At 48.7% G+C, this 23,357-nt stretch carries 19 protein-coding genes; 5 read left to right on the top strand and 14 right to left on the bottom strand.

Translation table 11 applies throughout. The annotated features are described in order from the left end of the window. Positions 1-97: 97 nt before the first annotated feature. On the bottom strand, positions 98-697 hold the full coding sequence (locus I2H74_RS12270; RefSeq protein ID WP_195574258.1) for a class I SAM-dependent methyltransferase: 600 nt from the start codon (positions 695-697) through the stop codon (positions 98-100). A 223-nt stretch (positions 698-920) separates the two neighbouring features. On the opposite strand from I2H74_RS12270, the gene I2H74_RS12265 reads away from it, so the two are divergent. Beyond that, positions 921-2,120, top strand: a complete 1,200-nt coding sequence (locus tag I2H74_RS12265) for an alpha/beta hydrolase (RefSeq protein WP_229106602.1) — start codon at positions 921-923, stop codon at positions 2,118-2,120. 107 nt (positions 2,121-2,227) lie between these two features. Here the strand turns inward: I2H74_RS12265 and uvrA are convergent, their stop codons facing one another. Then, positions 2,228-4,738, bottom strand: coding sequence for an excinuclease ABC subunit UvrA (uvrA, locus tag I2H74_RS12260; protein WP_195574257.1), 2,511 nt, complete (start codon positions 4,736-4,738; stop codon positions 2,228-2,230). Positions 4,739-4,984: 246 nt separating this feature from the next. Here uvrA and I2H74_RS12255 point away from each other — a divergent pair, with 246 nt between their 5' ends. Further along, positions 4,985-5,707: a MerR family transcriptional regulator gene (locus tag I2H74_RS12255; RefSeq protein ID WP_195574256.1), complete on the top strand. Its 723-nt coding sequence runs from the start codon at positions 4,985-4,987 to the stop codon at positions 5,705-5,707. A gap of 322 nt (positions 5,708-6,029) precedes the next feature. On the opposite strand, the gene I2H74_RS12250 is transcribed toward I2H74_RS12255, so the two are convergent. Next, entirely contained in the window at positions 6,030-6,692 is a 663-nt protein-coding gene (locus I2H74_RS12250; RefSeq protein ID WP_195574255.1) for an HD domain-containing protein, read from the bottom strand. Between the two features lie 325 nt (positions 6,693-7,017). Here I2H74_RS12250 and I2H74_RS12245 point away from each other — a divergent pair, with 325 nt between their 5' ends. Continuing rightward, positions 7,018-7,482 carry an ArpU family phage packaging/lysis transcriptional regulator gene (locus I2H74_RS12245; protein ID WP_195574254.1) on the top strand — a complete coding sequence of 155 codons (465 nt, stop codon included), beginning with the start codon at positions 7,018-7,020 and terminating at the stop codon, positions 7,480-7,482. A 567-nt stretch (positions 7,483-8,049) separates the two neighbouring features. Here the strand turns inward: I2H74_RS12245 and I2H74_RS12240 are convergent. The 8 genes from I2H74_RS12240 to I2H74_RS12205 all read right to left on the bottom strand — a co-directional run bounded on the left by I2H74_RS12240 (position 8,050) and on the right by I2H74_RS12205 (position 16,045). Further along, positions 8,050-8,763, bottom strand: a complete 714-nt coding sequence (locus tag I2H74_RS12240; protein ID WP_324254060.1) for a GntR family transcriptional regulator — start codon at positions 8,761-8,763, stop codon at positions 8,050-8,052. A 9-nt stretch (positions 8,764-8,772) separates the two neighbouring features. Beyond that, the gene (locus tag I2H74_RS12235) at positions 8,773-9,789 is read right to left on the bottom strand and encodes a sugar kinase (RefSeq protein ID WP_195574253.1); all 1,017 of its coding nucleotides are present in this window, start codon (positions 9,787-9,789) and stop codon (positions 8,773-8,775) included. Then, positions 9,782-10,537 (bottom strand): 2-dehydro-3-deoxy-phosphogluconate aldolase, encoded by a 756-nt coding sequence (gene dagF / locus I2H74_RS12230; protein ID WP_195574252.1) that lies wholly within the window; start codon positions 10,535-10,537, stop codon positions 9,782-9,784. The genes I2H74_RS12235 and dagF overlap by 8 nt, the downstream gene beginning before the upstream one ends. Next, positions 10,530-11,642: a DgaE family pyridoxal phosphate-dependent ammonia lyase gene (locus I2H74_RS12225; protein WP_195574251.1), complete on the bottom strand. Its 1,113-nt coding sequence runs from the start codon at positions 11,640-11,642 to the stop codon at positions 10,530-10,532. The genes dagF and I2H74_RS12225 overlap by 8 nt, the downstream gene beginning before the upstream one ends. Then, a complete protein-coding gene (locus I2H74_RS12220; RefSeq protein ID WP_195574250.1) occupies positions 11,620-12,720 on the bottom strand; it encodes an amidohydrolase/deacetylase family metallohydrolase in 1,101 nt (366 codons plus the stop codon). The genes I2H74_RS12225 and I2H74_RS12220 overlap by 23 nt, the downstream gene beginning before the upstream one ends. Before the next feature lie 449 nt (positions 12,721-13,169). Next, on the bottom strand, positions 13,170-13,970 hold the full coding sequence (locus I2H74_RS12215) for an ABC transporter ATP-binding protein (RefSeq protein WP_195574249.1): 801 nt from the start codon (positions 13,968-13,970) through the stop codon (positions 13,170-13,172). Between the two features lie 27 nt (positions 13,971-13,997). Then, entirely contained in the window at positions 13,998-15,038 is a 1,041-nt protein-coding gene (locus tag I2H74_RS12210; protein WP_195574248.1) for a FecCD family ABC transporter permease, read from the bottom strand. Beyond that, positions 15,035-16,045, bottom strand: a complete 1,011-nt coding sequence (locus I2H74_RS12205) for a FecCD family ABC transporter permease (RefSeq protein WP_195574247.1) — start codon at positions 16,043-16,045, stop codon at positions 15,035-15,037. Before I2H74_RS12205 ends, I2H74_RS12210 begins: the two co-directional genes overlap by 4 nt. A gap of 176 nt (positions 16,046-16,221) precedes the next feature. On the opposite strand from I2H74_RS12205, the gene I2H74_RS12200 reads away from it, so the two are divergent. Beyond that, on the top strand, positions 16,222-17,214 hold the full coding sequence (locus tag I2H74_RS12200) for an ABC transporter substrate-binding protein (protein WP_195574246.1): 993 nt from the start codon (positions 16,222-16,224) through the stop codon (positions 17,212-17,214). Between the two features lie 545 nt (positions 17,215-17,759). On the opposite strand, the gene I2H74_RS12195 is transcribed toward I2H74_RS12200, so the two are convergent. Next, positions 17,760-19,376, bottom strand: coding sequence for an ABC-F family ATP-binding cassette domain-containing protein (locus I2H74_RS12195; RefSeq protein WP_195574245.1), 1,617 nt, complete (start codon positions 19,374-19,376; stop codon positions 17,760-17,762). 565 nt (positions 19,377-19,941) lie between these two features. Between I2H74_RS12195 and rsgA the strand changes: the two genes are divergently transcribed. Next, positions 19,942-21,156, top strand: coding sequence for a ribosome small subunit-dependent GTPase A (gene rsgA, locus I2H74_RS12190; RefSeq protein WP_229106601.1), 1,215 nt, complete (start codon positions 19,942-19,944; stop codon positions 21,154-21,156). A 287-nt stretch (positions 21,157-21,443) separates the two neighbouring features. On the opposite strand, the gene I2H74_RS12185 is transcribed toward rsgA, so the two are convergent. Together I2H74_RS12185 and I2H74_RS12180 are read right to left on the bottom strand one after the other, a co-directional pair. Further along, a complete protein-coding gene (locus tag I2H74_RS12185) occupies positions 21,444-22,592 on the bottom strand; it encodes an MBL fold metallo-hydrolase (RefSeq protein WP_195574244.1) in 1,149 nt (382 codons plus the stop codon). Between the two features lie 193 nt (positions 22,593-22,785). Beyond that, the gene (locus I2H74_RS12180) at positions 22,786-22,953 is read right to left on the bottom strand and encodes a hypothetical protein (protein ID WP_195574243.1); all 168 of its coding nucleotides are present in this window, start codon (positions 22,951-22,953) and stop codon (positions 22,786-22,788) included. Positions 22,954-23,357 lie beyond the last annotated feature (404 nt).

The following is a 23,357-nucleotide window of genomic DNA, read 5'->3' as shown; positions in this document are numbered from 1 at the left end:
TCTCTATGCCAAATGAAAAATGAAGCCTTTCACACGATACAACGATTGTTTTAAGAACCTCGTATTTATTTATTCCCGATTGCGCGACCTTATTTCATCAAGGCCTCGCCCAGATTAGGTGAACCATACCGAGCCAGTAGCGCTCTTCCCGCTCAATCGTAATCCCTGCTTCATGCATCATGCCCATCACATCACGTGTATGATGACAGCCCGTATAACGATACAGCAGTGGATTCAGTGTCTTTTGTATCACGGATACCGCTTGTTTTGAGCTTATGCCGTGCTCCATCAGGAGCAGCCTTCCACCTGGCTTGCACCAACGCCGCATATTATGAAGCACCTTTATCGGATTCGGATAACTGCACATCGATAGGGTTGAGATCACCGTATCAAAGGAATGAGCCTCGAATGCCAATTCCTCTGTGTCTGAACAAATAAAGCTTACATCCGAACGATAGGCGGATGCAGCACGTCTTGCCTTTGTGAGCATGGCTTCGCTAAAGTCTGTAGCCGTAACCGATACTGAAGCGGGATAGTATGGAAAGTTGGCCCCAGCACCGACTGCCACTTCCAGCACCTTGCCTTCGGCCGTGCTTATAAGCTTCTCTCTCCATTTTCGCTGCAGCGGGTCTTCTCTGCGTTTATCATATTGAGCCGCCTGTTTATCAAATATCCGAATCTGCTTGTCCTTTTCCAACGCAATCTCTCCTTAGGGATATATATTTATGTATATCGGATAGTCATCTATATCATGATCCCATTCCATCGCTTTAAATATAGCTATTAATACGGATCTTCCCCCATTTAGTTCCTTCTCTCAGGCCGCGTATGGGTAGTCTAGCCATGATTGCTCTATCTCTCATCATATGGATGATTTGATAGAATGAAAGTTTCTACTTTATAATAGGGGAAGCTAGATTTTGGAGAGAAAAGATAAAGATTGGAAGGATGCTGTTTTGAGAAGGATCTTCATCATCTTGATCTGCGTCGGAATATTGTTTGTCACATTGCTCATCGGATTTAAAAAATACGGTCTCTATGTCGTATCCAATAGAATTAACGCCATTATCCTATCCAAAGAAGGCAATGAATTAAAGCAAAGGCTGCTGCCAAAGGCTGAAACAGGATTTGCAACCCCTGAAGAGGGCAAAGACTACCAGATTTTTAACGACGGTCAGAAGTGGTTTGAAGAGCAAATTGCACAGGGAAACGTTGTAAACTGGTCGCAATCAACAACGGAAACCTATTATCTAGGCGAAGGAACATCAGCCAAAGAGATCAATCATTCCATAACATTGAATGCCTACTACCTAAAGAATAAGCAGGAAACAAACAAGACCGTCATTATTGCGCATGGGTTTGGACTGAGCGGCGATAAATATGGCGCTTGGGGGAAGATGTATTACGATCTTGGCTATAATGTCCTGCTGCCAGATGCAAGAGCGCATGGCAAGAGCGAGGGGAATTTCATCTCATTTGGCCTGCAGGAAAAGAAGGATTACACGAATGAGCATGGCTGGATTCAACAGGTCATCGAGAGGATTGGTCCGGACGCAGAGATCTATTTGCACGGCGGATCCATGGGGGCCGCTACCATGATGATGGCAGCAGGCGAACCCTTGCCTTCGAATGTGAAGCTACTAATTGAAGATTGCGGCTATGCTGACCTTAATATCCCGTTCCATCATTTGAAGAACTCTATCTTAACGAAGCTGGAAGGCCAAGGCGGTGCGTTCAAGTTCAAGCGCAACCTTGCAGGAGTGAACCTTAATGTCCCGATCAACGAGAAAGACATTGATTATTTATTCGATCGCTTTCTCCATGTTTTTAATGAACGATATGAGCTGTCCGAGAAGGACCGTGACGTCCTAACATCGGTGTCTGCCGTAAATGCGATGAGTACGACAACATTGCCTGTTTTATTTATTCACGGACAATCCGATACTTTGGTGCCGTTTAAAGAAACAACCGAAATGCTTATCCTTAGCAAGCAGAGCAACAGGAACAACGCTCGCTATGAGGAGTATTTCCCGGCTCAAGCCAACCATGGCGCTTCTATCAAAGTCGATTATGAGACGTATAAACACACCATCCAGCAGTTTATTACTCATAACACTTAGTTGCCATTGATGATATGGAGATCATTGATCATTTTTGCTTTATCACGATAACGTTAAAAAGGGACAGTCTTCCGACTGCCCCTTTTTGATCTTCAGTAGAAAACTTTTTAGTTTAACGCAGCCTTTAAGAACCGTCCCGTATGTGAAGCTTGAACCTCCGCCACTTGCTCCGGCGTTCCCATAGCCATCAGCTGTCCGCCCGCTTCGCCGCCTTCTGGTCCAAGATCAACAACCCAGTCGGACTCGCGAACCAGATCCATATTGTGCTCGACAAGGATAACAGTATTGTCCGCATCCACCAGCTTCTGCAGCAGCACCAGCAGCCGCTCCGCATCCTTCGGGTGGAGCCCTGTCGACGGTTCATCCAGCAAATACAGCGTATGCTTCTTCGTTCGCTTGCTAAGCTCCTTCGCCAGCTTCAAACGCTGCCCTTCTCCGCCTGAGAGCGTTCGCACCGATTGCCCCCAATTCAAGTATCCGAGTCCGACCTCGCACAGCAGCTCGATCATGCTGGCAATCTTCTTTTCCGAAGCGAATACTTCAAGGCTTTCCTCAATCGACATGTCCAACAGATCGGAGATCGAATTACCTTGATACGTAACCGCCAACACTTCCTCTTTGAAGCGGCGTCCATGGCATACTGTACAGGTAACCTCCATATCTGGAAGGAAATTCATATCAAGCGTTACGACGCCGAGTCCCTGACAGTTCTCGCAGCGCCCGCCAGCTGTGTTGAAGGAGAAATGCTTTGAAGTAAGCTTCTGCTTCTTGGCTTCCGGCTGACCTGCAAATAGGTTCCGGAGCTGGGTAAATACATCGGTATACGTCGCCACATTCGAACGCTGCATGCGTCCAATCGGAGATTGATCGGCAAGAATCAGCTCTTCAATATGCTCCAAGCCGTCAATCCGGTCACACCCAGGACGCTTGGCATGCTCAATTCCGCCTTCAGCAAGCAGATCAAACATGAGCGTTGATTTGCCGGAGCCGGATACCCCTGTTACCGAGGACAGGGCACCCAATGGAAAGCTGACATCGATATTCCGCAAATTGCGGAGATGTGCATTTCGAATCGTCAGCGTGCTTCCATTCCCTTTCCTTCGCTTGCGTGGAGAAGCGGGAAGCTCTTCAGCTCTTAAATAAGCTCCGGTGACGGATTCTGGAATGGCCTTCAGCTCCTCCAAAGTGCCTTCGCCAACTACCATTCCGCCTCGGCTTCCGGCTTCTGGCCCCATGTCGATGACATGGTCAGCAGCACGCATCATTTCTGGATCATGCTCAATCACGAGTACCGTATTGCCTAGATCTCGAAGCTGCTTCAGCACAAGAATAAGTCCTTCGGTATCCTTCGGGTGAAGTCCTCGCGACGGCTCGTCCAATACGTACAGCACGCCGGTTAACCCTGAACCAAGCAGCGTTGCAAGTCTTAAGCGCTGTGCTTCGCCTCCTGACAAGGTAATCGTTTGTCGGTCTAAGGACAGATAGCTTAGCCCTACATTGACAATTCGCTCGATGCGGCTCGGCAAATCCTCCATGACCGGCTCAAGGAGGATGCGCTCCTGCTCATTCAGCTGGCTTGTCAGCTTGGTCATCCACTCATGAACATCCGAGAGCGACCAGCTGGATAAATCAGCGATAGAAGCTCCGTATACCTGAACGGATCGGCTTTCCTCGTTCAGCCTCTTTCCTTGACAAACCTCACAGGTCTGCTGGGTAAAAAAGGTGCCGGAGTGCCCGTAGGAAGCTCCTGCAGCGTCCCCATCCTTATCCTTGAATCTGCGCCACATGCCAGTGATGATCCCTTCGAACTTTCCTTTGGAGACGGTCTTTGGAGGTTGAACATCCGGATAGTGACGGGAAAATTCCTCGCTTTCTGCACCGTAGTAAAGAAGATCTCTTGCTGCGTTTGTATATTTTTCAAGTGGAAGGTTAAGATCAAATTCAAAACCATAATACTTTCCTGCTGCTGCCAGCACATTGCCGTAATACTCGATCAGGCCTTCGTTCAAGAATACAACGCCGCCTTCGCGAAAGCTTTTGTCTTGATCAAACACCGCTTCTACGTTCAAGGTTGCCACTTCACCCAACCCAGCACAGTGTGCACAAGCCCCCTCGGGTGTATTAAAGGAAAAGTGACGCATTGTAAGCTTCGGGAGTGAAGTACTGCATGAAGGACAGGGCACGAGGCCTTCCCGTTCTTCCTCCTCATTCATCCCCTGATCAACGCCAATATCCGCTGCCTGCTCTACCATCTCTCCACAAGTCGGACATGGGCGCTTCCCGATTCGTGAGTACACGTATCTTAAGAAGGAATGAATATCCGTAACCGTCCCCACCGTCGAGCGCGGATTGCGATTGGTGACATGCTGGCCAACACTAATCGAAGGAGAAAGACCTGTAATAGAGTCCACCTTCGGCTTCGTGAATGAGTCGGTAATCATGCCCATCGACTCCATGTACTGCCGTTGACACTCCTTCTGCAAGGTCTCCATCGCTAATGTGGATTTTCCAGAACCAGATGGCCCGGTCAGCACAACCAGCTTATGCTTTGGAATCTCAAGTGTAATGTTCTTCAGATTGTGCTCTCTTGCCCCTTTAATCTTAATGGTCTCAAACAAGGCTATCCCTCCTTAAATGGTGTTGCGGAAGTCTAAAGCGTGAAATGTGCGTAGAGCGTCACAATGCGTGAAGCGGTCATCTCTCGTAGACCATTTTGCAACTTTATCGAATTAGACCCTTATCATACTACATTAATGCAAGTCTTAAGGTTTAGCTGTTATTATCCTTTGTTTACAGGCATTCTATTGACTAAACCTTAAATAGGATCATAATGTTTATACACAAGCTTTTAACGGAGGGAAGTCATGAAACCCATTCGTCCAATCGATATTGCAGCTCGACTTGGCATCAGCACTGCCACCCTGCGAAATTATGAAGCGCACGGGCTCGTCCCCCCTATTAAGCGGGGAGCAAACGGCTATCGCATTTATACCGAAGAGCATGTTTATTATTTTGAATGCATCTGGTGGATGTCGCAGGGCTTTGGCATGAAGTTTACAGCTGAGATGATGCCCTATATTCATCGAGGGGAGATCGATACCGTCCTATGGCGCATACATGCGGTGCAAGCTGAGCTTCATCAGGACAAGCTCATGACGGATCGCACGCTTCAGATGCTGGAGAATCAAGCCTTGGAGCAGCTGCCCTCTCATCGCTCACGCACTTGGATGACCATTGGCGAAGTCTCGCGCGAGACGGGTGTCCCGACCTCTGCCATTCGTTATTGGGAGAAACAAGGCTTGCTAAGCCTGAATCGGGAGGAAGACAATCGCTACCGGAAGTTTAACGCCGTTCATGTGCGACAGATCCTGCTTATTCGCACGTTGCGGCTGTCTGTATGGTCGTTGGATGTGATCAAAGATGTGCTGAGCGAGCTCGATCATCAGCATGTCGATCAAGTGAAGCAGGCCGCGCAAATATCCCTTAAGCATCTGAATGAACGAAGCCAGGCGCAGTTTCGCGGCGTCCATGCGCTCTATCAGCTCTCGCAATACCTGAATCTCATTGAGCCGCCAGTCAAGCCATAAGAAGGACTCTTTCATATGAAACATATACAAGCAGCTCTAAGTAGATGAAGTTGTAATCGCTAGTAAAAAGGCGCCACCATGGCGGGAAATTCGCGTTATTGCGAGATATTGCATAATAGCAGGAGACCAAACTTGCTGTCTTCTATTTATACATGCTGCATTCTAATATGAAATAACCCCTCTATATTACACGAGGGGTAAAAGTAAACTTCTAAGATTCAAAACGGCCTACTATTCTTTCTTAGATTGACTATCTCTTCAATCTCATTTTGTAATCGGTCAATTCCTACTGATACTTGGGTATAGGGATCAGCGGGATCCCTCAGACTTCTCCTTCCCACTCCCGCTTGAATTGCTCCAGGTAGCCCTTCATATATCGGTGCCTCTCCTCGCCAAGCTGCTTCGCAGTGGGCGTGTTCAACTTATCCTTCAGCTTTAACAGCTTTTCATAGAAATGGTTGATTGCGGTACTCTTCTCTCCTCGGTACTGCTCGATCGTCATGGATTCGCGTATCGGCAAGGTCGGATCATGAATCGGATCGCCCTTCCAGCCTGCATACAAAAAGGTCCGTGCAATCGCGATTGCCCCGATCGCATCAAGCCGATCCGCATCCTGAACGATTTGGCCTTCAAGTGTTCGCATCGGCGGGTTCTTGCCGGCAGCATAGGACATCGTTGAGATAATCTCCATGATATGCGCCTGCTCATTCTCTGATAGCGGCTGCTGTGAGAGCCACTCTCCTACCTTGGCAAGCCCCGCTTCCTTCGAATCGTTCAGCTTCTCATCCGCGACGTCATGCAGCGCCGCCGCCAGTTTGCACAAGGCAACTTCGGCTCCTTCCTGAAGCGCGAGATGCTCCGCCATCTTCACCACGCGATAGACGTGCCACCAATCATGGCCCGTCGGGTCGTGCTCCAGCTCAGACTTTGCAAACGCCTCTGCGGCGGCTACCACGCTTTCACGCAGCTCGTTATCCGTAGCCATCCTTACTCCTCCTCTTTCTTGCTCAACATTTCCGTTCAATCATCGCAGGATATAGAGTAGATTATAGATCTTTTCACAAAGAACTTGAAGGAGATTCTCACTTCGTTATAGGTAAATTGGCAATGACACTATACCCTACATAGCCCATTATCCCTTATCCAGTTCGCTTCTTATCCAATGATGATAAAGAAGATATTATCTTCAAGCAGAGAGAATTCAACTATTTTTCAAATTATAGGAACACATGTTCCTATTTTGTGTTATAATGAATTCACCTGCCACGGTGTTCCATAGTTCAGATGGAAATGAAGGAGGACATGCATCAATGTCAATGGACTTTTTGAAGACGCCTGATATGGACAAGTTGAATCCCAAAGCGGTGAAGGCTCAGATTGAAGAGGTCTTTTCCAAGTATAGAATGTGCAAGGTGATGAAGTTCGCCGTGAGGGAGGCTCGGATCACGACGAATTATGAGGCGAGAGAGAACGGAGCAACGAATCGAGTAGGTGATCCTACCGCACAGGTTGCGGTCTATAATACGGACAAGGCGAACGAATGCTTACGCTTCTGTGAGCTTATTGAATCCATCGTGAACGAACTAGAGATGGATGAGCAGCTGTTGATACGCGAACGATATATGAAGTCTGCCCGCATGACAGACACTAAGGTATACAGCTTCAGCTTCGATCCCCCGATCAGTGCAGTGACCTACGGTCAAATCCGCAAGCGTGCATTTGAGAAGCTGCTTCATGCGTTTCAATTCGCGTTTCCTAAGCCGCGTCAGGAGTAATATCTCCCCATCGATTATCGATAACGTTCCTTAACCGTGCCTATCCTATTTACCTCATTGATTGTTGAGATAGTGGGATAGGCATATATTTTTGGACGGCTCCGTCTTGCCGTTATCGATCAGTTATTCGTTAACCAGCAGCTCTCTTTCATCCAGCCAATAAGAAACAGCCGCTTCCCAAGCAGAATAGCTCCCCATCCTCGGTCCACTCCCATAGAGAGTGAAAGAAGGAGAGCTATCGATCTGCTCCGAGCAAGATCGCATATATCAGCGCTGCATGCTATGCAGCTGAACAAAGTCTTGCGTCTTGACGATAAAGGAAAGCGGCTGTTATGAAATTGTCGTATCGAATGATCTTTACGCTGGGCCTTCTTTTTATGTTGGCCGAATCTATATCTAATCTATGTTTCTATATTATCTATTGATCATATATCCCCAGAACGAGTGCCATTGCTGCATTGGGATGCGGAGAGACTTCTTTCCCCCAGTATTGGGCTCTACGAAAAGAATAGCTCCGTTACTCCCGTCCCTACAGCACTGTAGGTTCTCTTTTTCATTCTCCAAATGCTAAATATCATAATTCACAACATAGCTGTGCATCGCCGTATTGTAATAGCCCTCACTATACTCAATGAGCTCTCCTGCCTCATCATAGGAGTAGCGGGATCGCTTGAGCAGCAAGGCTCCCTCCTCGACCAGCAGCGCTTCCCGAACCGCGCGAGGCACAGGCGCAACCGCAAATTCATCGCGATATTTGCCAAGAGAGATGCTGTGCTCCTCCAACCGTTCATACAGCGATTGAGAGTCGAGATCGCTAAGATCGAGCGAGGCAAGTTGATTCGTGACATAATGCGTATAGTGAATGTAAGGCTTGCCGTCCAGATCATACATCCGTTCGATGCATAGACAGCGTTCGCCAAACAACTGATGAACGCCCGACCCTTCCTCATTCGTCACGATGTCAGCTCGAATCAGGCGCTTTCGAATCTGATGACCTTCCTCCACTAACACCTCGGTGAATCGTTTCCACTTCGACAGCTTGGATACGGATGTATTGCGGATGACCTTCGTCCCCTTGCCGCTGCTCTTCTCCAGATACCCTTCCTGCACGAGCTCAATGATCGCATTCCGGACTGTAATCTTGCTTACATTGAACTCTTCCTCAAGCTGCGGTTCGGAAGGAATATTGGTGCCGAGCGGATACACGCCGTGAAGAATGCGCTCCTTAATGATATTCATGATTTGCACATACAAAGGTCTTTTGTTGCGAGACAATTTCACCTGAAAAGCCTACCTTTCTACATCTCCCACCGCATCCACCATGGCGCGAAGGATGTCTCTTTCGGATGACATCGGTGTATCGCCAACGATCGTGTGGGCAAGCATGCCGGATGCTGCGGCGAACGCTACCGTTTGCTCTGGGGAGAAGCCTTGGAATTCGCCATGCATAATGCCGCATGTATAGGCATCCCCAGCCCCTATTCTATCATAGACGGCGAACGTAAGCAGTTCAGAGAAGGAAAAGGCCTCGTCTTTGTAAATATAGCCTCGAAGCGAGTGTGTATTATCGCCATTAATGGAGCGATGGGTTCCTGCAAGGACCGAAATGCCGTATTCCTTCGCAACCTTTGGAATTAAATCCCGCAACTGCTCTGAACGCTCCGTCTTATCCGTGTCCATTCCGAGCACCAGCATCGCATCCTTCTCGTTCATCATGACGATATCGGCAAGATGAAGCATCTCTACGTAATGCGGCTTTGCCTTGCCATAGCCGCCTTCGCCCCAGTGAGCGGGACGATAGTTGCAATCAAAGACGACAAGTCCACCAGCTTCCTTAACCGCTCTTGCTAAGGCTTTCATATGCTGACGAACAAGATCATTCATCGCGAGCGTAATGCCGCAGAAGTGAACAACATCAATCTGCTTCGCGATCTCTCTGTAGTCGTACGTCTCATTCGGTGCAGTATTGAAGCTGCTTTCTTGACGATTGCTGTAGGTGACGCGGCTTGCCCGTGCCCCGAATCCATTTTCGAGAAAATACATGCCTAAGTACTTTCCGCCACGGGTCAGGAAGTCCGGCAGAATGCCAAGCTTGCGCAAATGCGCTTCTGCTGCGTCTCCTATCGGATTGTCCGGCAAACGCGAGATCAAATAACCCTTGTGGCCCAGGCGAGCAAGCGCTGCACTCACATTCACGCCTGTTCCAGAGAATGAATAGTTCAAATTGCTTGCTTGGCTCAAGAGCTCATAGCCTGGTACTTGCAGACGCATCATGACCTCGCCAAAAGCAGCAATTTTCTTAGGCATGATGATCGACCCACTTCTTCATGATGTCAAGCAAGGTGCGAACATCTTCTGCATTTGTCTTGCCAGTAGCTTTATCAATGATAGAAGAGTACACATGCGGAATGACTTGCGGTACATTCGCTTCAAGCGCAATTCGCAGGATCGGCTCGAAATTATCCATATCAATGCCGCCTGTAGGCTCAAGCGCAAAGCCTTCCTCGCCGCAAGCCTTTGCTACAGCGCGAAGCTCATCCTCGCAACTCAGTCCGTTCATTGGGAAATACTTGAGTGCATTGCCGCCCATATCACGAACAAGCGCAATCGCTGTCTTAATCGGAACAATCGCTTTTTCAGGCTGTGCCGCACTGATCGGACCTGTTGAGATGTTGACATAGCCCACTTGACCTGTAGGAGACACCAAGCTGTTGATCCAGCTGTCCTGATCCCCAAGGTTGGCGCGTGTAGCCCCTACAGCAGGGAACACCTGATTGATATGTGTGCCTGGATAATACTTCGCGATCTCAGCCACGACACCAGCTTGACGATTGTCGCCAGCGCCAAGGCCAATCGACACCGCATCCTCAATCGCTGCGCCGTATTCCTTCATCGCCTTTACAGCCGCTTCAACCGTTGGGTAATCCTTCGAAAGGACACCCACCAGCACATGGCTCTCAGCCGCTTCGTATATTTCCTTTGCATTCTCCACACTGTTTGCAAGCACATTCAGTGCTGCGCGGCCTTTGTATAAACGCTGTTCCAATTTAGACATGTTGGACTCCTCCTACAAGTTTGCGAATTTGATCTGCAATAACCTCTATATCATCACCCATCAATGGACGCGGGTCGATGTCAAAATAGCCTTGTCTTACACCGTAATCGCGCGTATAGATCGCGATATCACCATGCTGCAGCCCATGAACAACTTCTTTGGCTGTCGTGCCTGCCAATGCCGAATCAATCTGAATGCGCGCACGGAAGATCGCCCGACCGGCTTCATCCTGCACGATGGACACCTTCACGCCTTCTACTTCATTGAGCGGCATCAACGCTTGAAGGGTCTCTTTCTCCTGCTCGCTGCGATCAACTTTCACCATATACTCGTCAAGCGCTTGCAGCAATCCGAAAGAGGACTCTTTGCCGACCTTCATGCTGCGGCCGATGCCGTGCAATTGAACCTTTACCCATTCGATATACTGGCGCTTGCCGGCAACGATACCCGATGTCGGTCCTTCAATTGCTTTGGATCCGCTGTAGATCGCAAGATCGGACACCTTCACGTATTTCTGAAGATCCTCCTCCGCTGCAGCATCGACGATAAGCGGAACCTGGTTGCGCTGCGCTACATCCCAAGCCTCTTCTACAGAAATCATATTTTTTTGTACCGCATGATGAGACTTTACATATAGAATGGCTGCTGTCTTCTCGGAAATGGCATCCTCGATATGCGCAGCCTTTCCTTCGTTTGCATAACCCACCTCAATAAGCTTGCCCCCGCCCAAGTAGACCATCGTTTCGACCGGAGCTCCGTATTGCACGTTATGACCTTTAAGAATAATGATTTCATTTTTTGCAATCGGTTCTTGATGAAGGCGCTCGCTTAGTCTTCGGTTTCCTTGCGTCACGATGCCAGCAACCGACAAAGCAATGCCGCTTGAAGCAGAGTTCACAATGACAGCGGCCTCGGAACCGAGAATGTTCGCAATGTAATCGCCAGCCTTGTCAACGAGATCAGCGATTTCCACATAGTTTTGACCGCCATGTTTCATCGCGTCCATGACGGTATCGGTTGGCGCAGATACACCAAGGATACTCATGCGGCCACTGGCATTAATAACGCGCTTTAAGCCATACTTAGCATTCAAGGAATTTCCCATTCACAAACACTCCCTTGGTTACAATATGTTGATCTCCCACGCGAACATCGCCTTCGGAGTCGATCAGCTCAATCGTTTCCTTCACCACATCAAACAGCGTCAGATTCGCGCGATCCCCGACCTGAATGCGCCCAAGCTCCGGCTTCTTCAGCCATGCCGCCGCATTCGTCGTCACCGCTGCGATCACTTCCTCCAAGGAGTATCCCAGATAGAGAAACTTGGACAGCACATTTGCCATGCTGAACACAGGGCCATTCAAGCGATTGCCGCGGTAAATGTCTGTGCTGATCGTGTGAAGCGGGATATGATGCTGCTTCGCCGCATCGGCAACCTTGAAGGAAAAGCTTGCCGTTCCATGCCCTACATCAAGGTGCACGCCACGGGCTACGGCATCTTTCAGCACCTGCAAAGGCTCACCTTGCTCATTAAACAAATTGTTGGCTTTGCCATTCAGGTAGTGGGTAATCACATCATCTTTCTGCAAATAAGGAATGACCTCTTCAATCTGTGGAGGAGCTGACCCGATATGCACCATGACCGGGAGCTTTGTCTCCTCTGAAAAGTCACGCGCCATCCTAAGAGGCTCTATGCCGCTGTCCAGCACCACACTTCGGCTAATCCGGGCTTTTATGCCAACAATAAAGTCCTTATACTGCTCTGCCGCCTTGAGTACCTGCTCCTTATCAATCCAAGACAGATCGGACAATTCGTCGATGCGCTTAAGGCCAATGCGTGAGATATTCAAGAAAGCGTACACGTTCGTATCCGAGCGCTCACTGCTGAGAGCTAAATCACCGATCCTGTCGGCTCCACAGCTGCCTGCATCCACGATGGTGGCCACGCCCTGCTTGACACCAATCTCATCGATCTCGTCCCCATAAGGGTCAAACTCGGGAAAAGCATGAACATGCAAGTCGATCCACCCGCTGGATACGTAAGTCCCCGCATAATCGAGCACCTGAGCGCCTTGGCCTTTCCCCGCCTCCGCAATCTCCACGATTACGCCGTCCTCCAGAACAATATCGATCGCTTCTTCATTTACACGCTTTACTTCACGTAATACTATTCGTTCCTTCATGACGTATCACCTTTCCAAGATATCCTCTTGTACACGTACCGATACTACATTTAAACATTATAATGTTTAACTTCAGGCTTATCGTATCACCGTTCCACGCCATCGTCAATATAACGTTATAATGTTTACTTTTTTATTCAAACTCTATTAAAATTTGCGCTAATGCACCAATGGCTTGCAAACAGAATCATCTTCGACTTTAAAGAAGTGAGCTCATTGGATGTCCTAGACAGAGCCTATCGACTCGCATATAACGTGATCAAAAGATTGGTGATAGGTTGTAATGCTTGTAGAGGTTTTAGATTAGTGGGACGGCATCTGTTGAGAGCATCCGAAGAGGAGCGCTCGCTATAAGAGGCAGCTTTTATCGATGCAAAAAAACCTGAAGCAGTGCTCCAGGCTTTTCATTTTCGTTCTTTCTATATATGTCTCCACATATATGCTCTCAATTATTCTGAAAAAGGCTTGCGCCCTCTCCCGTGTGGAATCACCATCGGTGTGCCGAACAACGGGTCCTGCGCGATGACGCACTCCATGCCGAATACAGTGGACATAAACTCGCCGTTTACAATTTCCTCTGGCTTGCCTGCCGCCCAGATACGGTTATCCTTAATCGCGACCATATGGTGCGCATATCGGCATGCGAGGTTAATATCATGCAGCACCATAATTATGGTGCGCTGCTCTCGTTCGTTCAAATCATAGAGCAAATCGAGCACATCAACCTGATGCGTCAGGTCCAAATAGGTTGTAGGCTCATCCAGCAGGATGGTATCTGTCCGCTGCGCCAACGTTAGGGCAATCCATGCTCGCTGACGCTGCCCTCCAGACAAGGAATCCACGGTCCGCTCTGCGAACGGCGCCATCCCTGTCGCTTCCAATGCCATCCTTACCATATCCTCATCCTCTTGCGACCATTGGCGCAGCCAGGATTGATAAGGATACCGTCCCTGCTTAATGAGCTGTAATACTGTCAATCCCTCAGGCGCGACGGGGCCCTGCGGCAGAATGGCTAGCTGTCTCGCCACTTCCTTCGTTGACATCTTCGGCATTTCGCTGCCATCAAGCAGGACAGAGCCTCCCTTTGGCTTAATTAAGCGCGCCAAGGAACGCAGCAGGGTAGATTTCCCGCAGCCATTGCTGCCAACAAAAACCGTAATCTTGCCTCTTGGAATCGCAAAGTTCAGTTCATCAAAAATAAGCGCATCACCATACGCAAGACTTAAATTCTTTGTTTCCATGGCGATCATAGGCCGAACCCCCTTGTTGTACACGATTTATGCTTTACGATGACGATAGAGCAAATAAATAAAGAAAGGCGCCCCGATGATCGCCGTGAATACTCCTGCCGGAATGTCGAGCGGTGTGAACATCGTTCTGCCGACAAAATCGGCAATTAATAGCAGCAAGGCACCGATCAAGGCCGACACGGGAAGCACGCCTCCAAAGGCAGGTCCGACGAGTTTGCGTGCAATATGCGGCGCCATTAGACCGATAAAGGCGATTGCTCCGCCTATGGCAACAGCGGCTCCAGCAAGGCTAACCGCTAGAATCAGCAGCACAAGCCGATGCTTCTGCACGGGGCTTCCGAGGCCAGCAGCTACATCATCGCCTAGCTCTTGTACATTGATGTGGCGCGCATAAAGCAGCGCAGCCGGTATCAGAATGAGTACCCAAGGCAGCAGCGGCAGCACATCATTCTGCCAAGATGTACCATAGATACTCCCAGTCATAAACGTCAGCGCCTTCTGCGCCAACAAAAACGGTGCAGAGATCAACAGCATATAAGTGATGGATGTAAATGCCGCATTCATTCCGATTCCGATCAGCACGAGCTTCAGTGGCGATACTCCTTTTTTCCATGCTAGCAGATAAATAATGAACGTCGATAGGAATGCACCTATGACGGCGCCGATTGGCAGCATATGAATGCTGACCGCTCCAGCAAAGAAATAAAAATAAAGCACGGCGCCAAGCGTTGCTCCGCCTGTGATCCCGATAAGATCAGGAGAGGCAAGAGGGTTTCTAATCATGCCTTGAAGAATTGCGCCCGATACAGCAAGGGATGCTCCAACCAGCATCGCGATGACGATCCGCGGCAAGCGCAGATCAAAGATAATAACTTGATGCATGCTATCCTTGGCATGCCCAAATAAGGTTAAGATCGTATCTATGATGCCAATGCGTATACTGCCCATCCCAACGCTAACAACGATTACGCCTAGCAGCGTTACAAGCAATAGTGCACTCACCCTTAAGGTTTTCCGGCTTAGCAGAAAAGAATAAAACGGTCCACGAACCGTGATGAACTTTTTCATTTGGCATCCACCCCTTTATGCGCAATATACACAAAGAAAGGAATACCAATGATCGCGGTCATGACACCAACCGGCACTTCCTTCGGCATCACAATGAACCGAGAAGCAATATCTGCTGCAAGGAGTAGAAGTGCGCCAAGCAGTATACTGTAGGGAATAACCCATTTATAATCTGTTCCGACCAAATAACGTGAAATATGAGGAATAATGATGCCTACGAAGGCAATAGGGCCAGCGACTGCAACCGATCCCCCAGCGAGCAGCAGAATAATAAGCACGGCCATCACTTTAATGACAGCTGTTCGCTGACCAAGACCGATCGCGATATCTTCTCCCATGCTGAGCACATTCATCTGTCCTGCCATGAACAGCGCCAGCACCAATCCAATGGCGATATAAGGAAAAACAGCTGTCAGCATGCTCAGGTCGCGGTCAACAACCGACCCAACCAGCCAGAACAGCGTCTGCTCAAATGCTTTGCCGCTCGTTAATTGAATCCCCTGCGTCATAGAAGAGAAAAACGCCGTCATCGCTGCTCCTGCGAGCGTAATCTTAATCGGCGTCATTCCGTCTCTGCCAAGGGAACCGAGAAAGTAGACAATCATAACTGCAACAGCTGCACCCAAAAATGCAATCCATACCAGCACATTCATGGAGATGTCCGAGAACAGCATGTACGACACGATAATAAAAAAAGCTGCTCCGGAATTCACCCCAAGTATACTTGGCGAAGCCAGGGGATTACGAGTAAGCCCTTGCATATAAGCGCCTGCTACCGCTAGCGCAGCACCGACCGAAGCCGCAATAAGCGCCCGGGGCACGCGTGTATTTTGAATGATTAAATGCTCATTTGAACCGTTGAATGCTGTATAAGATGCAAGCACATCTTGAAAGGAAATGTGCGTGACACCGAACAGCACACTGCAGATCATCGCCACAACAACGGCAGCTGCCAAGACGAAGAGTCCCGTTATTTTGTATGGTTGCGTCAATACGCCTCTGTTCATTGTGATCTACCCCGTCTGACTTCGATATTTAAAATTTTGCATGTGATCAAGCTAAATTGTAAAAAACATCATGTTCGCTGTCAATGAATTTGAAAATCATTATCAATAATTTATTGACACCATTCTACTCATCACCTATGATAATCATTATCAATCATAGACGGGGGAATCCTTGCATGCATTCAGTACGACATAAGTCTCATTTTATGAAAATATTTGCCTTAATAAGCGCCATCGTTCTTGTGCTCACCGCATGCGGTAGCAAAACGGCTTCAGATTCGAATGCAGCAGATAACCCTGCTTCGGCCGCAGATTCAACAGCGGCATCCTATACCGTTAAGCATGCAATGGGAGAAACAACGATTAAAGGAACTCCAAAGCGGATCGTGGTCCTTACCAATGAAGGAACAGAGGCGCTGCTTGCACTAGGAATCAAGCCAGTGGGCGCAGTAAAGTCATTTACGGGTGACCCTTGGTATAATCATATTAAAGATCAAATGGAAGGCGTCACCGTTCTCGGTGAAGAATCGCAGCCGAATATTGAAGTAATCGCGAGTCTAAAGCCTGACCTGATTCTCGGCAATAAAATGCGCCAGGAAAAGGTCTATCAGCAACTAAGCGCAATAGCCCCAACCGTATTCTCGGAGACACTGCGCGGAGAGTGGAAAACCAATTTCAGCTTATACGCAGAAGCGCTCGGCAAGAAAACTGAAGGCGATCAAATCCTAGCTAATTTCGATAAGAAAATCGATGACTTCCGGACTAAAGCCGGAGACAAGCTTAAAGAGGAAGTATCCGTTGTTCGATTCATGGGTGGCAAGACGCGGATTTACTTGTCGGATACATTTACAGGTATCATTTTCAAGCAAATTGGCATTGCTCGTCCACAAACAAACTACAAAGATACGTTCGTAGAGGAAATTACGAAGGAGCGTATCCCTGAAGCCGATGCTGACATCATTCTGTATTTCACTTATGAAACCGGCGATAACAAAGGAACGAAGCAGGCGGAAGAATTTATGAAGGATCCATTGTGGCAAAACCTAAATGCCGTGAAGAATAACAAAGCCTATCAGGTTGATGATGCTATCTTCAATACGGCGGGCGGGGTACTTGCCGCTAACCTGATGGTCGATGAGCTTTACAATATATACGAATTGCAGAAATAATCCAGACAATGCAAAACGGCCTCCATTCATGGTTCATTCACCATGTGATAGGAGGCTGTTTTTTTATCCCTTTCCTGCTTATCCATCTTCATATACTTACATATTCTGATGGTTAGCGTCCCTTCCCTATTTTTACTATTTCTTGTGCACCTTCCCCGGATCAGCGTCCTTCACCACTGCTGCAAAAACATATCAACGCTTTAAGCAGCATGCATCTTTCTTATCCATATCGATGCTGTAGGAGAATGCATTAATAAACAATATACACCTCGTGATAAAGTCTTCTACGCATCCTTGTATAAAAATATGCTGTCTCTCTACATGACTACATTAGACATGCTGTCCATTCCGAACAACGGTTGAGAACATGGAAGCCACATAAAACAACTCTTACATACAAAACAGGCAGACTCTTTATTTCTAGAGAGTCTGCCTGCTATAGCACGGTCTTATGGCTGCTGCAATATGAGCTATGTCACATAGCATGCATCCGTAAGATCAGCATCTGCCGTAAAATCCTTGTACCGAAATCCGGCTGTTCCTTCTTACGCGTAAAGCTCAGCGCGCAATGCTTTCACTTCGTCGGATTCCAAATATTCATCGAACGTCATTAAGCGATCAATGATGCCGTTTGGTGTAATCTCAACAATACGGTTCGCGATCGTTTGTACGAACTCATGGTCATGGGACGTAAAGATCATCGTTCCGTCAAAGTCGATCAAGCCGTTGTTGAGCGCGGTAATGGATTCGAGATCCAAGTGGTTCGTAGGCTCATCAAGCAAGAGCACATTGGCTCCTGTCATCATCATCTTGGAGAGCATGCAGCGAACCTTTTCGCCCCCGGACAATACGCTTGCCTTCTTAAGCGCCTCCTCACCGGAGAACAGCATGCGGCCAAGGAAGCCGCGAAGGAACGTCTCATCGGGGTCCTTCGAATATTGACGCAGCCAGTCCACAAGGGACAATTCCACGCCATCAAAATATTCAGAGTTGTCTCTAGGGAAATAGGCTTGAGTCGTGGTTACGCCCCAAGTGTAAGAGCCAGCATCCGGCTCCAGCTCGCCCATCAAGATCTGCATCAAGGTTGACTTGGCAAGACCGTTAGGACCTACAAGCGCAACTTTGTCGCCTTTGTTCAAGACAAGGTGAAGATTCTCAAATTGCTTCTCGCCATCCACCGTCTTCGACAAGCCTTCAATCGTAAGGAGCTGCTTTCCTGCTTCACGTTCTGGCTTGAAGTTGATAAATGGATATTTGCGGTTCGAAGGACGAATGTCATCAAGCGTGATCTTATCGAGCATCTTCTTACGAGATGTCGCTTGCTTGGACTTCGACGCATTCGCGCTAAAGCGTTGAATAAACGCTTGAAGCTCCTTGATCTTCTCTTCCTTCTTCTTGTTCTGGTCTCTCATCATTTGCTGAGCCAGTTGGCTGGATTGATACCAGAAGTCATAGTTACCCGCATAGAGCTGAATCTTACCGAAGTCGATATCCGCAATATGCGTACATACTTTATTCAAGAAGTGACGGTCATGGGATACCACAATAACGGTGCCTTCATAATCCATCAAGAAATTCTCCAGCCAGTTGATCGACTCCAGGTCCAAGTGGTTGGTAGGCTCATCGAGCAAGAGGATGTTCGGACTTCCAAACAACGCTTGTGCCAGCAAGACACGAACCTTCTCATTACCATCCAGCTCAGACATCTGCTTCTCGTGAAGATCACGACGAATGCCAAGGCCGATCAAGAGCTCGCCAGCATCCGCTTCTGCTTCCCATCCGTTAAGCTCGGCGAAATCCCCTTCAAGCTCCCCTGCACGCATGCCGTCTTCCTCTGTGAAGTCCGCTTTTGCATAGAGTGCATCTTTTTCCTTCATAATATCGTACAAGCGCTGGTGACCCATAATAACGGTATCCAACACCTTATGTTCGTCGTAGGCATAATGATCCTGCTTCAACACCGAGAGGCGATCTCCAGGCGTAATGTTCACATCTCCATTGTTTGGCTCAATCTCCCCAGACAAGATCTTCAAAAAGGTAGATTTGCCCGCTCCGTTCGCGCCAATCAGACCGTAGCAGTTGCCCGGAGTGAACTTGATATTAACATCCTCGAACAGCGCGCGCTTGCCATAGCGGAGCGTGACGCCTGTTGTACTGATCATGGCATTCCCGTCCTTTAACATAATAGTTTCAAGCCATTATTATAGCATAGTTATTTGGAGCATGCATATTATAAGTGTTTTTTCCATATACAGTGCCGAAGCGGGCTCGATATAATGGGATCAAACGAAGACATAGCTGCACGTTTCAAGCCAAACTTTCGTTATATTCATTTTAAGGAAGCGAGTGATGTTTTATGAAAAATCGATTTGCAAAAGGATGGGAGAGCTTCCGTTCCGCGCCCAGCTCATCAGAATTATGTTCTTCTATTCATAAGGAGATGGATTCGATTTCATAATAAGCCGGGTAACGTTCTTTCGTAGGACACGGATGTCTGCTCCCATGGGAATAAACCATTACCATCAAATAAAGAGGACATAAAGGCAGAACATGAAGACTTTTTATCCTCGTTAAAAAGGGAGAGCTCAGACATGACACCAAACCGATCACTCAATCAACCGCAACCATAATCAAAACCATCATGGTCCTCTTGGTCTTAAGCATGACGATCAGGGAACCGAGATTAACGATAATCTGACGCATTCAAGCAGCGTCATACCGTCCTGCTTGGATGCACAAGCTGAAGCAGCTCCTCGCGGTAAGCAGGAGGAGCCTTCCATAGAAGGCATTGCCGAGAAAGGCATGGACCTAGCCGCTCTCGGCTGGGATGAACGCTGGTCCGACATGTGGACCGCGTGGCTTCAAGAGCTGCCCGAAGCGGTGAAACGCCGCTTCGGGGATGCCTTGGTGCCGGTGCGCGTGGCCTTTGCCCACAAGCACCTGTACCGGGTCATCGGCGACGGCGGCGAATGGCTCGCCGAGCCTTCAGGCCAAGCGCGTGCTGGCATGCTTGAGCCAAGCGATTGGCCCTGCGTTGGCGACTGGGTGGCCGCTTCGCCACGGCCATCCGAAGGGCGAGCCACGATCGTCGGCGTATTGCCAAGACGAAGCGTGTTCGCCCGCAAGGTCGCCGGCACGCGCCGTGGTGCGCAGGTCGTCGCAGCCAATGTCGACCTTGCGCTCCTCGTCACCTCGATGACGCAGGATTTCGAGCCAAGGCGGCTCGAACGCTATGCGGCGCTTGCTTATGACAGCGGCGCGGAGCCCGTCATCGTGCTGACGAAGGCCGATCAGGTGGCGGACGAGGCGGATGTCGCCACCTTCACCGCAGAGGCCATGTCTGCCGCGCCGGGGTGCAGCGTCTACCCCGTCTCCGCTCAGACAGGAGCAGGCATGAGCGAGCTGCAGGCTGTGCTCGCGCCAGGCAAGACCTGCGTCCTGGTCGGCTCCTCCGGCGTAGGAAAGTCCACGCTGGCAAACGCGCTGACCGGGACGTCCCATATGGAGACGCAGGCGATTCGCGAGGGAGACGGTAAAGGTCGCCATACGACCACACACCGTGAACTAATCCCTCTTCCGAATGGCGCGCTGCTTCTGGATACGCCCGGCATGCGGGAAGTAGGTGTCGTCACGCTTGGCGACAATGATGGCCTGCAGGGCATGAACCATGCCTTTGAGGATATTCAAGGCTATGCCAAATCCTGCCGCTTTCAGGACTGCACGCACCAGCATGAGCCAGGCTGCGCTGTTCTTGAAGCCATCGAAGCGGGAGAGCTTGATGCTTCCCGATACCGCTCCTATATGAAGCTTCAACGCGAATACGCTTATATGAAGCGGAGTGAGGACGAACGTGTGCGGCAGCAGCACCAACGTTTCACTAAACAGCGTTCGAAGGCCTACAACGCCATTCAGCGCAGCCATCGATCGCGCAAGGGAAGATGAGCTCCCTTCTGTTCTAGAGTTCAAGGAGCCAAGCACGCTATCTCTATGCCATTGTTTCATCTTTTCGATAGTAGCTAGAGATAATACAACAAACGAAAAGCCTCCATCCCACTTTCAGCGTGGTGTTGGAGGCTTCTTTAGAAGCATTATGAAGTAAATGTAACGAAAGTCGAAAGTCGTTTACTCGCATTCGCTTTGCTTGCAGCAGCTAGAATGAATCTAAACGTCCTTTAGTTTCTGCTTAAGGAACGAACACTCCACGTAAAGTAAGCTTTCCGCCGCAACATTTATATTTCCACTTTCGGCATGCTTGCCATATCGATCGTCTCGCCTAGCATCACAAAGCGAATGCGCTCGCTAGGAATCTCTCTTCGCTGCTGCTCCGCAATCAGCCGATCCATCGCTTCCTTCGGGGTATCATCGGCAAGCTTAAACGCACCGTAGTGCATCGGAATCATAAAGCGCGCCCCGCAATCAATGAAGGCCTGAAGCGCCTGCTCAGGATTAACATGCTGGGCGCTCATAAACCATTCCGGCTCGTAAGCGCCGATCGGCATAAACGCAATATCGATATCAAAGCGCTCGCCGATCAATTGGAAGCCACGGAAATAACCGCTATCCCCTGCAAAGTACAGCGTCTCTGCTCCAGGCTTTCTAGCAGAATGCTGCTTTAGAGCTGCGCCTCCTCCGGCCTCACCCTTCTTATCCTGCGCAACCGCATCCGCGAGAGATCGAATGTTCACCTTCAATCCGGGCTTCGCCGACTTTTCGACAGTTAAGGCGTTTCCCGATGCTTTACTGCTTTCGCCTTGTCGTTCACGTTCAAGTCTAGCTTGATAAGCCTTCTCATTCTCAAGCACATATCCGCCCCAGTGCGAGCGGTTCGTGTCGGTTAACGTACGCCGTGTCCAATGCTGGGCAGGAACGAACGTCAAGTAAAGATCTCCGATTTGCTTTGTCTCCCACCATTTCATTTCAATCGTCTGCTTGAAGCCTAAGCGCTTCATTTTATTTTTCAAGCCAGTCGGAACGACCAGCAGGGTATTCGACTTATACAGCATGCGGAGCGATTTCAGATGCAGATGGTCATAGTGGGAATGCGAGATCAGAATCAAATCCGCTGTAGGCACGTCCTTTATAGCAAGGCCCGGATCAGATAAACGCTTCACCATCGCCATCGATGTGGCCCATACGGGGTCCGTAACGATATTCAATCCACTCATTTGCAGTAAAAAAGTAGAGTGGCCTACCCATGTATATGTCGTATCCGTTCGATTTGTGGACAATCGTTCAAGATCGGGCTCCACGCGCGGCACGACAAAGGTATAATCCTTTTGCTTTAATCGAATATGACGCTCTTTACGCCAGCGCCGAAATTGCTGCCACGGCTTAATCGTAGAGACATCATCCAAATTGCGGAACGTTTCACGTAGCATAGTATTGCGGCACCTCTTCTCTTATGCATGTCACGGACCAAATGACAGAATGAACAACTCTGTAGGTTGAATTATGGATCATAAGCATTCCAGGCGCTGCACGGTGCTGGATTGCTTTTTGTAGAACAGGCCTAGCTTTCCTATATAAATGTGCAGAATGTACAGAATTCTCGATGTAGAAGCGAAATCTCATTCACATTTCATTATTGAAGATTTCGTAAAGTAAGCTTTCCGCTGCAAACAGAGTGCCTTTCCTCGTTTTCTCTATGGTTAACATCTGCTCACGAACAGCCGCTGCTTGTGTTAGAATCATGGCTTTACTACAGATTCCTCTTTTATAAGATACAATTGCAAGCTTCACCGTTCAACAACCTGAAGCTCTTCCATATGTTTATCTTTAATGAAGCTAATCATAGCTTAGCAAAGGATCAAAAAATTACAAACGTACCCTCAGTATATCGAGATTCAGCTTGACTTGCCACTGGGCACTTTTTGTTTCTGACGCCGTGATCATGCTTATACCCGTTGATCTGAAAAGAACCAAAGTGATCTCCTTCCCTACTACCTTTATACGGCAGAATGCTGCAAACTAAACATGAAGAAAGCGCCTTACTTATTCTTCATGAAGCTTTATGTAAATGATCATGTGCTCGCTTCGTGCTGAAAGGATAGTATAGCTTGTCACCATAGCCCTTTCCTGATTCAAGCGTTATGATAAGGGTAATGAGAGGAGATATCTCATCAAGAGGAGCTTAAGCGGTGCTT

The sequence above is a fragment of the Paenibacillus sp. 1001270B_150601_E10 genome (assembly GCF_015558675.1).
GTDB lineage: Bacteria > Bacillota > Bacilli > Paenibacillales > Paenibacillaceae > Paenibacillus_B.
The sequence above is the reverse complement of the archived record's forward strand: the minus strand, read 5'-3'. Positions and strand labels throughout refer to the sequence as shown.

What these genes read in the sequence shown, in the direction of transcription:
- I2H74_RS12255 (WP_195574256.1), top strand. Translation starts at nt 4,985, where the DNA reads ATGAAACCCATTCGTCCAATCGATATTGCAGCTCGACTTGGCATCAGC.
- I2H74_RS12250 (WP_195574255.1), bottom strand. Translation starts at nt 6,692, where the DNA reads ATGGCTACGGATAACGAGCTGCGTGAAAGCGTGGTAGCCGCCGCAGAG.
- I2H74_RS12245 (WP_195574254.1), top strand. Translation starts at nt 7,018, where the DNA reads ATGTCAATGGACTTTTTGAAGACGCCTGATATGGACAAGTTGAATCCC.
- I2H74_RS12235 (WP_195574253.1), bottom strand. Translation starts at nt 9,789, where the DNA reads ATGCCTAAGAAAATTGCTGCTTTTGGCGAGGTCATGATGCGTCTGCAA.
- dagF (WP_195574252.1), bottom strand. Translation starts at nt 10,537, where the DNA reads ATGTCTAAATTGGAACAGCGTTTATACAAAGGCCGCGCAGCACTGAAT.
- I2H74_RS12225 (WP_195574251.1), bottom strand. Translation starts at nt 11,642, where the DNA reads ATGGGAAATTCCTTGAATGCTAAGTATGGCTTAAAGCGCGTTATTAAT.
- I2H74_RS12220 (WP_195574250.1), bottom strand. Translation starts at nt 12,720, where the DNA reads ATGAAGGAACGAATAGTATTACGTGAAGTAAAGCGTGTAAATGAAGAA.
- I2H74_RS12215 (WP_195574249.1), bottom strand. Translation starts at nt 13,970, where the DNA reads ATGATCGCCATGGAAACAAAGAATTTAAGTCTTGCGTATGGTGATGCG.
- I2H74_RS12210 (WP_195574248.1), bottom strand. Translation starts at nt 15,038, where the DNA reads ATGAAAAAGTTCATCACGGTTCGTGGACCGTTTTATTCTTTTCTGCTA.
- I2H74_RS12205 (WP_195574247.1), bottom strand. Translation starts at nt 16,045, where the DNA reads ATGAACAGAGGCGTATTGACGCAACCATACAAAATAACGGGACTCTTC.
- I2H74_RS12200 (WP_195574246.1), top strand. Translation starts at nt 16,222, where the DNA reads ATGCATTCAGTACGACATAAGTCTCATTTTATGAAAATATTTGCCTTA.
- I2H74_RS12195 (WP_195574245.1), bottom strand. Translation starts at nt 19,376, where the DNA reads ATGATCAGTACAACAGGCGTCACGCTCCGCTATGGCAAGCGCGCGCTG.
- I2H74_RS12185 (WP_195574244.1), bottom strand. Translation starts at nt 22,592, where the DNA reads ATGCTACGTGAAACGTTCCGCAATTTGGATGATGTCTCTACGATTAAG.